The sequence below is a fragment of the Mycobacterium sp. IDUB_19 genome, from assembly GCF_055419445.1.
This window is the reverse complement of record NZ_JBVAXR010000006.1, coordinates 32980-46681: the sequence shown is the minus strand read 5'-3', so window position 1 is coordinate 46681 and position 13702 is coordinate 32980. Positions and strand designations below refer to the sequence as shown.

Annotated in this window: 13 protein-coding genes and 1 riboswitch; of the genes, 5 read left to right on the top strand and 8 right to left on the bottom strand. The window is 67.4% G+C overall.

Annotated elements, in window-relative coordinates:
* Positions 1-2: 2 nt before the first annotated feature.
* From ACZY0B_RS07460 to ACZY0B_RS07450, 3 genes are all read left to right on the top strand, one after another.
* Complete coding sequence (locus ACZY0B_RS07460) at positions 3-413, top strand: group I truncated hemoglobin (RefSeq protein WP_463763421.1); 411 nt, start codon at positions 3-5, stop codon at positions 411-413.
* 79 nt (positions 414-492) lie between these two features.
* Positions 493-1125, top strand: a complete 633-nt coding sequence (locus ACZY0B_RS07455; protein ID WP_463763420.1) for an MliC family protein — start codon at positions 493-495, stop codon at positions 1123-1125.
* Between the two features lie 17 nt (positions 1126-1142).
* Positions 1143-1901 (top strand): class I SAM-dependent methyltransferase, encoded by a 759-nt coding sequence (locus tag ACZY0B_RS07450; RefSeq protein WP_463763419.1) that lies wholly within the window; start codon positions 1143-1145, stop codon positions 1899-1901.
* On the opposite strand, the gene ACZY0B_RS07445 is transcribed toward ACZY0B_RS07450, so the two are convergent.
* Entirely contained in the window at positions 1902-2828 is a 927-nt protein-coding gene (locus tag ACZY0B_RS07445; protein ID WP_463763418.1) for an RluA family pseudouridine synthase, read from the bottom strand.
* The gene (gene lspA, locus ACZY0B_RS07440) at positions 2821-3462 is read right to left on the bottom strand and encodes a signal peptidase II (protein ID WP_463763416.1); all 642 of its coding nucleotides are present in this window, start codon (positions 3460-3462) and stop codon (positions 2821-2823) included. The genes ACZY0B_RS07445 and lspA overlap by 8 nt, the downstream gene beginning before the upstream one ends.
* A 75-nt stretch (positions 3463-3537) precedes the next feature.
* Between lspA and ACZY0B_RS07435 the strand changes: the two genes are divergently transcribed.
* Positions 3538-4464, top strand: a complete 927-nt coding sequence (locus ACZY0B_RS07435) for an asparaginase (protein ID WP_463763414.1) — start codon at positions 3538-3540, stop codon at positions 4462-4464.
* On the opposite strand, the gene ACZY0B_RS07430 is transcribed toward ACZY0B_RS07435, so the two are convergent.
* A complete protein-coding gene (locus ACZY0B_RS07430; protein ID WP_463763413.1) occupies positions 4429-5853 on the bottom strand; it encodes a DNA polymerase IV in 1425 nt (474 codons plus the stop codon). The two genes, ACZY0B_RS07435 and ACZY0B_RS07430, sit on opposite strands and share 36 nt — an antisense overlap.
* 32 nt (positions 5854-5885) lie before the next feature.
* Here ACZY0B_RS07430 and ACZY0B_RS07425 point away from each other — a divergent pair, with 32 nt between their 5' ends.
* Positions 5886-6452, top strand: coding sequence for a class I SAM-dependent methyltransferase (locus ACZY0B_RS07425; RefSeq protein WP_463763411.1), 567 nt, complete (start codon positions 5886-5888; stop codon positions 6450-6452).
* A gap of 19 nt (positions 6453-6471) precedes the next feature.
* Here ACZY0B_RS07425 and ACZY0B_RS07420 read toward each other — a convergent pair whose 3' ends face one another.
* From ACZY0B_RS07420 to ACZY0B_RS07400, 5 genes are all read right to left on the bottom strand, one after another.
* A complete protein-coding gene (locus ACZY0B_RS07420; RefSeq protein ID WP_463763410.1) occupies positions 6472-7380 on the bottom strand; it encodes a DUF559 domain-containing protein in 909 nt (302 codons plus the stop codon).
* Positions 7381-7475: 95 nt separating this feature from the next.
* On the bottom strand, positions 7476-10613 hold the full coding sequence (gene ileS / locus ACZY0B_RS07415) for an isoleucine--tRNA ligase (protein WP_463763409.1): 3138 nt from the start codon (positions 10611-10613) through the stop codon (positions 7476-7478).
* Between the two features lie 267 nt (positions 10614-10880).
* Positions 10881-11123 (bottom strand): Rv1535 family protein, encoded by a 243-nt coding sequence (locus tag ACZY0B_RS07410; protein ID WP_463763407.1) that lies wholly within the window; start codon positions 11121-11123, stop codon positions 10881-10883.
* 286 nt (positions 11124-11409) lie between these two features.
* Positions 11410-11579, bottom strand: a riboswitch (M-box (ykoK) riboswitch).
* Between the two features lie 318 nt (positions 11580-11897).
* Positions 11898-13022, bottom strand: coding sequence for an NAD(P)H-dependent flavin oxidoreductase (locus tag ACZY0B_RS07405; RefSeq protein WP_463763406.1), 1125 nt, complete (start codon positions 13020-13022; stop codon positions 11898-11900).
* Positions 13023-13057: 35 nt separating this feature from the next.
* The gene (locus tag ACZY0B_RS07400; protein ID WP_463763405.1) at positions 13058-13627 is read right to left on the bottom strand and encodes a carboxymuconolactone decarboxylase family protein; all 570 of its coding nucleotides are present in this window, start codon (positions 13625-13627) and stop codon (positions 13058-13060) included.
* Positions 13628-13702 lie beyond the last annotated feature (75 nt).

Here is a 13702-nt window from a genome sequence, read left to right as displayed (position 1 = left end):
GGATGAAACTTCTGGCAACCTTTCGCAAACCGGAGCCGACAACCATCTACGACCGGATCGGCGGGCACGAGGCGCTCGAAGTCGTCGTCGAGGACTTCTATGTGCGCGTGCTCGCCGACGATCAACTGTCGGGCTTTTTCACCGGAACGAACATGAACCGCCTCAAGGGCAAGCAGGTGGAGTTCTTCGCGGCCGCCCTCGGCGCGCACGAGGCCTATACCGGCGCGCCGATGAAGCAAGTGCATCAGGGCCGCGGCATCACCATGCACCACTTCAACCTGGTGGCCGGGCATTTGGCCGACGCACTGGCCGCCGCGGGAGTCCCGCCGACAACGGTGGTGGAAATCATCAGCGTCGTCGCACCGCTGGCTCCGGACATCACCTCGGGCGAGGCCAGCACCGCCAAGGTCTGAGCCGGCCCGCACGGACGAATTTCTCGGCGCGCTGGCGTGTCGCGCGCGGTGATCGCGGCGCAGCCGGTAGTCAGCAGGTATGAGGCTGATCGCAGTCATCGCCGCCGCATTGCTGGTGGGCGCTTGCAGCTCCACGACCAACCACCCGGTGACCAGTTCGCCGCCCATCACCCAGTCCAGCTCGCAGGCCGCGCCGGTGCCGGCGGCCGTCGACTGCACCAAACCCGCGAACTCCGCGCAACAGCTGATCTGCACCGACTCGCATCTATTCGACCTCGAGCGCCAGCTGGGGGCCGCCTATCGGCAGGCGCAGGCCCGCCCCGGTGCGGACCAATCCGCGCTGACGGCCGCGCAGACCGGCTGGGCAGCGACCCGCGATAACTGTGCGAGCAACGCCGACGTCCACACCTGCGTGCTGGAGGCCTATCAGACCCGCCTGGTCCAGTTGGCGATCGCCGACCCCGCAACTGTGGCCCCACCGGTCATGACCTACCACTGCCCCGCCGATGCCGGCCCGCTGACCGCTCAGTTCTACAACCAGTTCGCCCCGCCGACCGCGGTGCTCAACTGGAAGGGGACGCAGCAGATCCTGTTCCTGCTGCCGTCCGGCAGTGGTGCGAGGTATGGACGGCAGGGCTCCGAATACTGGGAGCACCAGGGCGAAGTCAAACTTGATTTCAACGGCACGAAGTTTGTCTGCTCGACGTCTTGAGGCTGACAATGCCTAGCATGGGCCGTACATTCGAAGATCTGGTCGCAGAGGCCAATTCGGTATCGGTCGACGGCTGGGATTTTTCGTGGCTGGACGACCGCGCCACCGAACAACGCCCGTCATGGGGCTACCAACGGCTGATGAGTCAGCGTTATGCGACCGTGTCGGCCGCACTGGACCTGCACACCGGCGGCGGGGAGGTGCTGGCCGGTGCGGCGCCCTTCCCGCCCACCATGGCGGCCATCGAAACATGGCCCCCGAACGCGGCTTTGGCGACCAAACGTTTGCATCCCCACGGCGTGGTCGTGGTGCAGACTCCGGCCGGGTCGCCGCTGCCGTTCGCCGACGAGGCATTCGATCTGGTGACCAGCCGGCACCCGAACGCCATGGATTGGGCCGAGATCGCCCGGGTGCTGCGCCCCGGCGGTACCTACCTGGCCCAGCACGTCGGGCCGGCCACCGTGGCGGAGTTGACCGAGTACTTCATCGGAGCGCAGCCGGAGGCGTGGGCCCGCCAGCACCCCGACACTCAGCGGGCCGGGGCGCAGGCCGCCGGGCTGCAGGTCGTGGACATGCGGATGGAGCGGCTGCGCCAGGAGTACTTCGACATCGGCGCCGTTGTCTACTTCCTGCGCAAGGTGATTTGGACGGTGCCGGACTTCACGGTGGAGCGCTTCCGCGATCGGCTGCGCGAACTGCACGACCGCATCGAATCCGGCGGGCCGTTCGTCGCGCACGCCACCCGGGTTCTGGTCGAAGCCCGCAAACCCGGCTGATCACTCCTCGTGGCGCAACACACCCAACGCGTGCTCTAGGTCGGCCGGGTACGGGCTGACGAACTCCACCCACCGCCCGTCGGCCGGATGAGCGAACGCCAGTGACCGCGCGTGCAGCCACTGACGTTCCAGCCCAAGTCTTTTCGCGAGCTTCGGGTCGGCCCCGTAGACCAGGTCCCCACAGCACGGATGGTGCAATGCGGCGAAATGCACCCGAATCTGGTGGGTACGACCGGTTTCCAGGTGTACGTCGAGCAGGCTGGCGGCGGCGAACGCTTCCACGGTGTCGTAGTGGGTGACGCTGTGCCGGCCGTTCTGGGTGATCGCGAACTTCCACTCACCCCCGCGATGCCGTCCGATCGGCGCGTCGATCGTCCCGCTGGACGGGTCCGGATGTCCTTGCACCAGAGCGTGATAACGCTTGTCGACGGTGCGCTGCTTGAACGCTCGCTTGAGCTGGGTGTAGGCGCGCTCGGAGATCGCAACCACCATCACCCCGGAGGTGCCGACGTCGAGGCGATGCACGATGCCCTGCCGCTCGTGCACACCCGATGTGGTGATCCGGTAACCCGCGGCGGCCAGGCCGCCGAGCACGGTGGGCCCGCTCCAGCCCACGGAGGCGTGTGCGGCCACCGCCGCAGGCTTGTCGACCACAACGATGTCGTCGTCGGAGTACAGGATCGTCATGCCCTCGATGTCGACCGGGGTGTTCTCCGGCGGCGCCGGCGCCTCGGGCAACCGAACCTCCAGCCAGGCGCCGGGTGTCAGCCGGTCAGACTTCCCGGCCTGCACACCGTCCAGCTCGACGCCACCGTCTTCGGCGATGGCCGCCACGGCGCTGCGGGACAGGCCCAGCAGCCGGGACAACCCGGCATCAACACGCATGCCCGCCAATCCCTCCGGAACGGACATCGAGCGGTCAGTCACTCACACCGCGCTCATCGGCCTTGCCCCGACCCTCGGAGTTCCCGTCGGCCTTGCGGCGACCCACGTTGTCGAAGTCGAAGCCGAAAACCGAGAGCACGACGAGCAGGATCGCGCCGCCGACCACCGACGGATCGGCGACGTTGAACACCGGCCACCAGCCGATCGACAAAAAGTCCACGACATGGCCGCGCAGCGGCCCGGGCGCGCGGAAGAAGCGATCGACCAGGTTGCCCATGGCGCCGCCGAGGATCATGCCGAGGCCCACCGCCCACCAGGGCGATACCAGCCGTCGGCCCATCCAGAAGATGCCGATCACGACACAGGTGGCGATCAGCGTCAACATCCAGGTGTACCCGGTCGCCATCGAGAATGCGGCCCCCGAATTGCGTACCAACGTCCAGGTCACGGTGTCGCCGATGATCGACACCGGCTGCCCCGGCGGCAGCAGTTTGACGGCGAGCACCTTGGTCACGATGTCGAGCGCCAGTACGACGGCCGCCACCGACACCAGCAGGCGGAGCCGCCTCGGAGCTGGCTGCGGCGCAGGGGTTTCGGGTTGTTCCACTTCCCCGGACGTTGCAGCCTCCCCCGCTGACGTCACCGGCTCAGCCGATCCTGTTGGTTCTTCGGGCACCTGCCTATCATCCCCTAGCGCTCGGCTTGGTTGGGTGCGGCCTCGCCGCCACGGCGCGTGCGGAATGATTCGACCATGGGTCGCATCACCGTCATCGCCACCGGCGGCACGATTTCGACCAGCACCGGCGCCGACGGCGTGCGCCGTCCCAGCCGCAGCGGAACCGACCTGACCTCCGGTCTCGACGTCGACGTCGTCGACCTGATGGCGGTGGACAGCTCGGAGTTGACGACGGCCGACTGGGATCGGATCAGCGCCGCCGTGGGGGCCGCGGTCCAGAATGGCGCCGAGGGCGTGGTCGTCGCGCACGGCACCGACACCATGGAGGAAAGCGCCCTGTGGTTCGAGCTCACCTATGCGGGCAACGCCCCGGTCGTCCTGACCGGCGCCATGCGCAGCGCCGATGCCCCTGACGCGGACGGCCCGGTCAATCTGCGCGACGCGGTGGCGGTGGCGGCCAGCCCGGCCGCGCGGGGCCTCGGCGTGCTGGTGTCGTTCGCCGGCCGGGTGCTGCAACCGCTGGGCCTGCACAAGGCGGCTACCCAGGATCTGAGCGGGTTCGCCGGCGACTTGGTCGGCACGACGCCGGGCGGCGTGGCGCTGACCGGCGCCAAGGTCCGCCCCTACCTGGGCGAGTTGCGGGCCGGCGACGCACCCCGGGTCGACATCGTCGCGGCCTATCTGGGCAGTGATTCGGTGGCGCTGGACGCGTGTGTGGCCGCCGGAGCGCGAGCCGTCGTGCTGGAGGCGCTGGGCTCGGGTAACGCCGGGGCCGCGGTGGTCGACGGCGTCCGTCGGCACTGCGCCGACGGCATCGTCGTGGGGGTGTCCACCCGGGTTCCCGGCGGCCGGGTCAGCGCGGGCTACGGTCCCGGCCACGACCTGGTCGAAGCCGGCGCCGTGATGGTGCCGCGGTTGCGGCCGCCGCAGGCCCGGGTGCTGCTGATGGCCGCGCTCGCCGCGCGGTTACCGGTCGGCGACGTCGTCGCTCGCTGGGGCTGACGCGTCGGCGGGCTCCTCGGCGCGCAGCGCGCCCAGGTACTCCCGCCAGTCCAGGGAGTCGATCGGGTTGGCGCCGACGAGGTCGGTGGTGCCGGCGGCGAACGTCCGGGCCTGCCCCGGTCCGCTGCTCCGCGTTTCGAATCGCACGGTCACCACGCCGTGCCCGGCGCCCTGCACCCAGCCGTGCCCGAGTTCGCGGTGCTCTACGTCGTCGCCCACCCGCCACGGCGAGGCTTCCGGTGCCGGCCCGAACATGGCCTCGGTCGCGGTCTCTGTTGCCGTTTGGAAGGAGTGCTGCGCCTCCGATTCCGGCGCCGCCAGCTCCAGATCGGAGAACAGCGACTCCTGGCGTACGTCGCTGAGCCCCGAAAACCCAACGCCGAGTAGACGAATGGGCCCGATCTCGCGCGGATCGAGCAGCAGTCGCCGGGCCACCGCGATCAGCGCGGCGGGCTCGGTCGTCGCGTAGGGCAGGGTTGCCGAGCGGGTCAGCGTGCTCATGTCGGACTTCTTCAGCTTCACCGTGACGGTGCGGGCGCCGCGGCCGTCACGCAGCAGGCGTTGATGCGCATGCTCGGCGATCGGATCGATCGCGTTGTGCAGCTGCTCCAGGCTGGTCAGGTCGACCGCGAAGGTGGATTCGGCGCTGATCTGCTTGGCTTCGGCGCGCTCCGCGACGGGGCGGTCGTCGATGCCGCGAGCCAGCCGGTGCAGCGCCGGCCCGACGGTCACGCCCAGGATGTTGGCCACCTCGGCGTCGGTCAACGCGGCCAGTTGGCCGATCGTCTCGATGCCGAGGCGGTTCAGCTTCTCCTGGGCCACCGGGCCGATTCCCCATAGCCGCCGCACCGGCAACCCGTCGAGCAGCAGCCGTTCCTCGTCGCGCCGGACCACCCGAATGCCGTCGGGTTTGGCCAAACCCGACGCGATCTTGGCGATCTGCTTGCCCGAGCCCGCCCCGACCGAGGCGATCAAACCGGTCTCGTCGCGCACCCGTTGCCGCAACCCCTCGCAGAACTCCTCGACGTCCGCCGCGGACGCCCCGGCGAGCTGCGAGGGCTCCCCGAAAGCCTCGTCGAAGGAAAGCTGCTCGACGACGGGCACCACGCCGCGTACGGCGTCGAACACCCGCCGGCTGGCGATCCCGTACACCACTCCGCGCGGCGGTAACACCACCGCGGTCACGCCGATCATCCGGCGGGCCTGATGCATCGGCATGGCCGACCGCGCCCCGAACACCCGGGCCTCATAGCTCGCCCCGGCCACCACTCCCCGGCCGCCCAGCCCGCCCACCAGCACCGGCCGACCTCTCAGGGTCGGCCGGGTGAGCTGCTCGACGGAGGCGAAAAACGCGTCCATATCCAGGTGCAGCACCCAACGGGACTCCACAGGGTCGATGCTATGGGGCTAACGTTTTCCACATGGCCATGAACCTCGCGCACCGACGGATCTGCAGCTCGGACCGCTGGGCCAAAGCGGTCGAAGACGATCTGCTGCCGTGGGCGCTGGCCGACGTAGACCTGGGCGACAACACGCTGGAAATCGGGCCCGGCTATGGGGCGATCCTGCGGGTGCTGGTCGACAAGACGCCGAAGCTCACCTCGGTCGAGATCGATACCCCGATGGCGCAGCGACTGCAGCGGCTGTACGGCGACCGGGCGCGAATCATCAACGGCGACGCCACCAAAACCGGATTGCCGGCCGACGAGTTCAGCTCGGTGGTGTCGTTCACGATGCTGCACCACGTCCCGACCGTCGAACTGCAGGACCGGTTGTTCGCCGAGGCTTTCCGCGTGCTGCGTGCCGGTGGGGTTTTCGCCGGCAGCGACAGCGTGACGTCGCTGCGCTTCCGGATTCTGCATTTCCGCGACACCTGCAACACCGTCTCGCCGGACACCCTGCCGGATCGCTTGCGCGCGGCGGGATTTGGCGATGTCGAGGTCGAGGTTCGCGGCGGCAGGCTGCGCTGGCGCGCGGTCAAACCTTAGCGATGCCGCGAGAGTGCAACTATCGACGGGTTTGGTCGGGAAATGCATCGGCAGTTGCACTTTCGCGAATAGACGGGTAGCCGGCGGCCAACAGCGCACGACGGACGCGCTCGACGACCACGTCGGGTTGGTGGCGCAGGAGGTCGGCTCCGACCCGGACCAGACGCCACCCCAGGTTCTCCAGATCGGCCGTGCGTTCGATGTCCCTGGCACGAATACGCGGGTCGGTCCAGTGTTGTGGGCCGTCGTATTCCACCCCGACAAGCCAGTCCTTCCATCCCATGTCGATGCGGGCCAGCACGGCGCCCCAAACGTTGCGCACCACGATCTGGGTCTGCGGTCTGGGTAAACCGCCGTTGATCAGCACCAGCCTGGTCCTCGTCTCCTGTGGTGATTCGGCGCCGGCGTCAATAAGAGGCAGTACAAGCCTCAACTGATTCAAACCCCGGACAGCCCGGTGCGAGGCAGCCAAGGCCTCCACGTTGTCGACGGTGAACCCGGTCGCTCGCGCCAGGGCGTCGAGTCGAATGATGGCGGTTTCCAACCCGGGTCGACGAGCCAGGTCGAATGCGGTGCGGGCGGGCGACGTCACCGGCATACCATCGATTTCGGTCGTTTCTCCGGCCAGCAGCCTCTCGTTGCGAGTGATGATCAGCGACGGCGGATGTTTGCGATCAGTGATGAGTTCAGCCGGCGCGTGGGGGTCAACCCAGCCCGCACCGAGCAGCGCCGCCGCGGAGTTGCCTGCCACCACCGCCTTTTTGCCCGACCACAGCCAGGCAGCGAAAGCGCGATCTCTTGCTGTCAGCTCGCCGCCCCGTCGTTGATAGACATTGCGGTAGATCCGGGTGCAGGAGCGTCGCAACTCTCGTTCGGTCCATGCGCCGGCACGGACAGCTTCGGTTCCGAGAAATGGTGTTGCCCCCACGAGCGCAGACTGCCACGACACCCCGACATGCGCGCGAGAGTGCAACTGCCGACGGGGTTACTCGGAGATCACGTCGCTAGTTGCACTTTCGCGGTTCAAGCTTTAGAGATGATCACCCGCACGCCATCGCCGATCTCCGCTGCGTCTGCGGGATCGCCGAATTCGAAACTGGTGGCCAGGATTTCACCCGCGATCAGATCTCGGTGAGTACGCGCCCAGTCGGCACGCTCGGCGGGCACCGCCATCACCACCCTGATGCGATCGGAGACATCCAACCCGGTGTTCTTGCGCAACTCCTGCAGCTCGCGGATCCGGTCCTTGGCCCAACCTTCGGCCTCCAGCTCCGGGGTCACCGTTCCGTCCAGCACCACCAGACCGGCTCCGGCGGGCAGCGCCGCGGTGAACTCCGGATCGGCAGCCACCAGCCGTGAGCTGTACTCCTCGGGTTGCAGCACCGCCGGACCGGCGGTCAGGGTGCCATCCGGGTTGACGACGCCCTCGCCGGCCTTGACCGCCTTGATGGCGGCTTGCACGTCCTTACCCAACCGCGGCCCGGCCACCCGGGCGTTGACAGTGAGCTCGAAGCGACCGTAGGTGTCGATCGCGTCGGTCAGTTCCACACTCTTGACGTTGAGCTCGTCGGCGATCAGGTCGGTGAATGGCACCAGCTGTTGCGGATCATCCACTGCCACAGTCAGTTTCAGCAGCGGAAGGCGCACCCGCAATTTCTTGGCCTTGCGCAGCGACGACGCGGCCGAGCACACCTCGCGAACCTGGTCCATCGCGGCAACCAACTCGGGGTCCGCGGGCAGCTCGCCGGCTTGCGGCCAGTCCGTCAGGTGCACCGACCGCTCACTGGTCAAACCGCGCCAGATGATCTCGGTGATCAACGGAAGCAGCGGCGCGGCGAGCCGCGAAGTGACCTCCAGCACGGTGTGCAAGGTGTCGATGGCATCGCTGTCCTCTTCCCAGAACCGCGAACGCGACCGTCGCACATACCAATTCGTCAGTGCCTCGGTGAACTGGCGCAGCTGTTCGCAGGCGCCCGAGATGTCGCAGACCTCCAGCGATTCGGTGAGCTCGTCACGCAGGACGGCGAGCTTCGCCAGAATATAGCGATCCAGCACGTGTGCCGAATCGGTGCCCCAGGTACCGACTTTCGGCGCGTAGAGGGCCAGGAAGCTGTACGCGTTCCACATCGGCAGCAGTACCTGCCGCACGCCTTCACGGATACCCTGTTCGGTGACGATCAGATTCCCGCCGCGCAGGATCGGCGAGGCCATCAGGAACCACCGCATCGCGTCGGAGCCGTCGCGGTCGAACACCTCGCTGACATCCGGGTAGTTGCGCAGCGACTTGCTCATCTTCTGGCCGTCGGAACCCAGCACAATCCCATGTGCCACACAGGTTTTGAACGCCGGCCGGTCGAACAGCGCGGTGGCCAACACATGCAGGGTGTAGAACCAGCCTCGGGTCTGCCCGATGTATTCCACGATGAAATCGCCTGGGTAGTGGCCGTCGAACCAATCCGCGTTCTCGAACGGAAAATGTACCTGGGCGTACGGCATCGAGCCCGAGTCGAACCACACGTCAAGCACTTCGGGGATGCGCCGCATCGTGCTGTTACCGGTCGGATCGTCGGGGTTGGGCCGGGTGAGCTCGTCGATGTAAGGGCGGTGCAGATTGGTGGGCCGTACGCCGAAGTCGCGCTCGAGTTCGTCGAGGCTGCCGTAGACGTCGATGCGCGGATAGGCCGGGTCGTCGGACTTCCATACCGGAATCGGGGTGCCCCAGTAACGGTTTCGCGAGATCGACCAGTCGCGGGCGCCCTGCAGCCACTTACCGAACTGGCCGTCCTTGACGTGCTCCGGGTACCAGGTGATCTCCTGGTTGAGTTCCACCATGCGATCCCGGAATTCGGTGACCGTGACGAACCACGACGACACCGCCCGGTAGATCAGCGGATTGCGGCATCGCCAGCAGTGCGGATAGGGGTGGTCGTAGGTTTCGTGACGCACCAATACCGGCTGGTTCACCGCGGCCGGCCCGCTCTGGTTCTTCAGGTCGCGGATGATGTGCGGGTTGGCGTCAAAGACATGCTGCCCGTGGTAATCCGGGACCGTGATGTCGAACCGGCCCTTGGAGTCGACGGGGGTGACCGGAACGATGCCCACCTTGTCGGTGGTCGCCATGTCGTCCTCACCGTAGGCCGGCGCCATGTGCACGATCCCGGTGCCGTCCTCGGTGGTCACGAAGTCGCCCGGCAGCACCTGAAATGCGTTGGCCCGCCCCTCTTCTCGGTCCATGAAATACGGGAACGGGGGCAGGTAGCGGGTACCCAGCAGGTCGGCGCCCCGGTACTCACCGAGCACCTCGGGCTCCTCACCGATTTCCCGGGCGTAGGCGCCAAGCCGCGCCTCGGCCAGCACGAACCGCTGCTCCCCCACCCGTACGTGCACGTAGGTCACGTCCGGGTTGACGGCAACGGCCAGGTTGGACGGCAGGGTCCACGGCGTCGTCGTCCACACCAACAGGTAGGCGCCGTCCAGCTCGCCACCGGTCACCTTGAAACCCACGGTGAGGGCCGGGTCCTGGCGGCTCTGATAGACGTCGTCGTCCATCCGCAATTCGTGGTTGGACAACGGGGTTTCGTCTCGCCAGCAGTACGGCAGCACCCGGTAGCCCTCATAAGCCAGGCCCTTGTCCCACAGCTGTCTGAACGCCCAGATCACCGATTCCATGTAGGGCAGATCGAGCGTCTTGTAGTCGTTGTCGAAGTCGACCCACCGGGCCTGACGGGTGACGTAGGCCTGCCATTCGTCGGTGTAGCGCAACACCGATTCCCGGCAGGCCTCGTTGAACGCGGCGATGCCCATGTCGTCGATCTGGGACTTGTCGGTGATGCCGAGTTGGCGTTCGACTTCGAGTTCGGCGGGCAGCCCGTGGGTATCCCAGCCGAAGCGGCGGTCCACCTTGTAGCCGCGCATCGTGCGGTACCGCGGGACAATGTCTTTCACGTAGCCGGTGAGCAGGTGCCCGTAGTGCGGCAGCCCGTTGGCGAACGGCGGCCCGTCATAGAACACGTACTCTTGCGCGCCGTCGCGTCGGGCGATGCTGGCCCCGAAGGTGTCGTCGCGGGCCCAGTAGTCGAGGACGTCGACTTCCAACGATGGGAAGTCGGGTGCCCCACCGGCGAGCTTGGGATAAGCCCTGGCGTCAGCGTTTTCGGTCACGGTGCGCGTCGTCTCCTGCGTGCCTACGGTCAGGCCGGGGACGACGACGCGCTACCTGCGCGAGCACCGCGGTACCACCCCGCTTGCCGCGCTCACGCGCGGCCGCTCGATTGTGGCTGTGACGGGCCTACCCGTTCGGGTCTACTGGGCCTTGCGGGCTGTTCTTCCGAAGGCTCCCCGGTGATGGCCGGATCGGTGCCGTTAGGAAGATTCTACGGACCACTGCAAATCAATCACTGCCGGCTCCAACGGACGCATCCATTCCGATCAAGCCCGGACTTCGAGCAGCCCAACACGCAACAGGGCCGCGTACACGTGCCGCACCGGAACGGTCAGCAGCAGCGCCACCCCGTCCACTACCGGGTCGTGGCCGAGGCCGAACGGCAGGGCGTCGGCGCGCCGCACTGCCTTCTTGGGCGCGGCGGCCTGCGTGGGGGTCGTGTCGCGCACCACGTGCAGGTTGCGGGCGGGCGCTACGGCGACTACTTCGTCGAACAGCACTGCGGTCATGATCGTCTCCTGACGGAATTGCAGGCGGGTACTGACTGGACTGAGGGTCCGTCCCGTAGGAGTTCCGATCCGAGAACGCTTGAGCGGTAAGTCGATCAGCGTTGCGGTGACTCAGCGCAGGGCGTCGAGCCGGAGGCCGGATCGGGACGGAACGGAGCCCGGATTTCGCTCCGGACTGCCACTGGAACTCATGCGTCCCTCACCTCCCCTACGGCCACGACGCGTGCGGTTACCCGCGCCTGCTGCGCGCACCAAAAGGAGTTCAGAATCCGACGACCGCCGGAAATCCGCACCCCTCTCGTCAGAGCTTTGGCACCACACGACGTGTCCGGAACTCCGGAAGCCACTTTGGCTCAACCCTTAAGCCGGGAGAAGCTGTCCTGACCCGGGGCGTCTTTCGACGTTCGGGGTCAGTGGCCTGTGTTCGTGTAGCCGCCTCACCTAACGAGGTGCTGCTGCCATAGTCCACGAGGGGCCCAGCACGGTCAATCCGATGCCGCGCGTGTCGGGCAAGTTGTAGGCGTCTTCACAGCATTCGACCAGCTTCGACGCCGTTGAGCTGCGGGAATGCGATGACCGGGCCGGCGTGTGGCGTGATTCACAACCCCTGATCGCGCCACGCGGGTGCCCCACCGCGGGCGCCTTTTCCGTTGGCTGTGCGCTCAGGGCTTTGGCTGTGCGTCCACGGCGGGATTTCGGCGAATTTCCCGCCCTGAGTGCACACTCAATGCCCGGGTGCTACACGTCGCGCCGCGCGGACAGCCCACCGCGTGATCAGCCGTCGGCCAAGTTCTCCAGCCGCCCGATGGTTTCGGCGAACTCCTCGATCATGTCGAGCATGACCGAACGGGTCGGCCGGACCCGGTCGAGCGAACCGACCACCTGGCCGACGAAATAGGTTGACAGCTCACGAGCCTTGGCGCCCGGATGAGCGGCCGCCTGGCTGATGCGCACCTGGGGTTCGGTGACCAGGGTGGTCTGCAACGGCATACCGAGCGGAGCCGGATTTTCGGGCCGCTCCCATTCCTCGGTCCAGGCCGTCCGCAGCATCCGCGCCGGCTTGCCCGTCATCGACCGCGATCGCACCGTGTCCGAGGAACTGGCGGCCAGGAACTTCTCCTTGACCACCGGGTCCGTCTCGGCTTCCTCGGTGGTCAACCAGACCGAGCCACACCACACGCCCTCGGCGCCCAGAGCCAGGGCCGCCGCGATCTGGCGGCCGCGGGCGATCCCGCCCGCCGCGAGCACCGGGACCGGTGCGACCGCGTCGACGACTTCGGGGACCAGGACCATCGTCGCCACCTCGCCGGTGTGGCCGCCCGCTTCGGTGCCCTGCGCGACGATCAGGTCGACGCCGGCAGCGGCGTGCCGTCGCGCGTGCTCGGTGGTGCCGGCCAGCGCGGCCACCAATACGTCGTGACCGTGCGCGCGTTCGACGAGGTCGGCCGGCGGCGGCCCGAGCGCACTGGCGATCAACCGGATGTCATGCGCAAAGGCCACTTCGAGCAGCGGCTCATAGCCCTTGGGCGAGATGTTGAGGCCGCCGGCGGATGCACGCGGCGGTTCGGCCGGCGCGGTGATGCCGTACCGGGCGAGCAAGTCTTCGACGAACGCGCGGTGCTCCTCAGGGAGCAGCTCCCTGACCTGCTTCGCGTCGATGCCGCCCTGCTCGGCGCCGACATATTTGGGCGGCAGGAGCAGGTCGACGCCGTAGGGCTTACCGCCGGTCTGCTCCTCGATCCAGGCCAGTTCGTTCTGCAGCCGCTGCGGGCTGTGCGCGACCGCACCGAGGACACCGAATCCGCCTGCGTTGGTGACCGCGGCGACGACATCGCGACAGTGGCTGAAGGCGCATATCGGGAACTCCACACCGAGCATCTCGGCGACTCTGGTCCGCATGCCACGACGCTATGAGTTATCGCCCGACATGGCAATCAACTCGCGGGTGCACACCCGTCGGGCGGCCAGCCCACCACGCCGTCCTCCAACGGGACATCGAGGCTCTGCAGGATTGACGAGACCATTCGCCACGCGCTGATCGCGGTGACGAGCTCGACGAGAACCGTTTTGTCGTTTCGTAATTCGCGTTCACAAGCGGCCCAGCTCTCGGCGCTGACCACACCGTCGCGCACCACGTCGTCGGTGGCCGCCAGCACCGCGCGCTCGGTGGGCCCGAATGCGTGGTGCTGTTGCCAATCGCGCACGCCGAGCAGGTCGTCGGCCGTTACGCCCAACCGGGTGGCGACGCGCCAGTGCTGTGTCCATTCGTATTCGCATGCGGTGAGCCAGCCGATCCGCATGATCACCAGCTCCCGTAACCGAGCGTCGAGGGAACCGTGCCACAGCATGGTGGCGAGCAGGTCGTTGACCGCACGTGCCAGCTGCGGATGGTTGAGCAACACCTGGAAGATGCTGAGTTCGGCCATGTAGTCGGGAACGGCAGCCTCATCGGCGGCGGCCTTGGCCTCACCGATCGGCAATCCGGGGACGCGGGCTGATGTCATCGTGTGAACACTCCGGTCTACTTGCGCAACGTCTTCGCGTTCACCGCAATCGTAGTCAGCAACACGCGGGCGTCT

Coding starts and splice junctions, on each gene's coding strand:
- ACZY0B_RS07460 (WP_463763421.1), top strand. CDS start 3: ATGAAACTTCTGGCAACCTTTCGCAAACCGGAGCCGACAACCATCTAC.
- ACZY0B_RS07455 (WP_463763420.1), top strand. CDS start 493: ATGAGGCTGATCGCAGTCATCGCCGCCGCATTGCTGGTGGGCGCTTGC.
- ACZY0B_RS07450 (WP_463763419.1), top strand. CDS start 1,143: ATGGGCCGTACATTCGAAGATCTGGTCGCAGAGGCCAATTCGGTATCG.
- ACZY0B_RS07435 (WP_463763414.1), top strand. CDS start 3,538: ATGGGTCGCATCACCGTCATCGCCACCGGCGGCACGATTTCGACCAGC.
- ACZY0B_RS07425 (WP_463763411.1), top strand. CDS start 5,886: ATGGCCATGAACCTCGCGCACCGACGGATCTGCAGCTCGGACCGCTGG.
- ACZY0B_RS07410 (WP_463763407.1), bottom strand. CDS start 11,123: ATGACCGCAGTGCTGTTCGACGAAGTAGTCGCCGTAGCGCCCGCCCGC.
- ACZY0B_RS07405 (WP_463763406.1), bottom strand. CDS start 13,022: ATGCGGACCAGAGTCGCCGAGATGCTCGGTGTGGAGTTCCCGATATGC.
- ACZY0B_RS07400 (WP_463763405.1), bottom strand. CDS start 13,627: ATGACATCAGCCCGCGTCCCCGGATTGCCGATCGGTGAGGCCAAGGCC.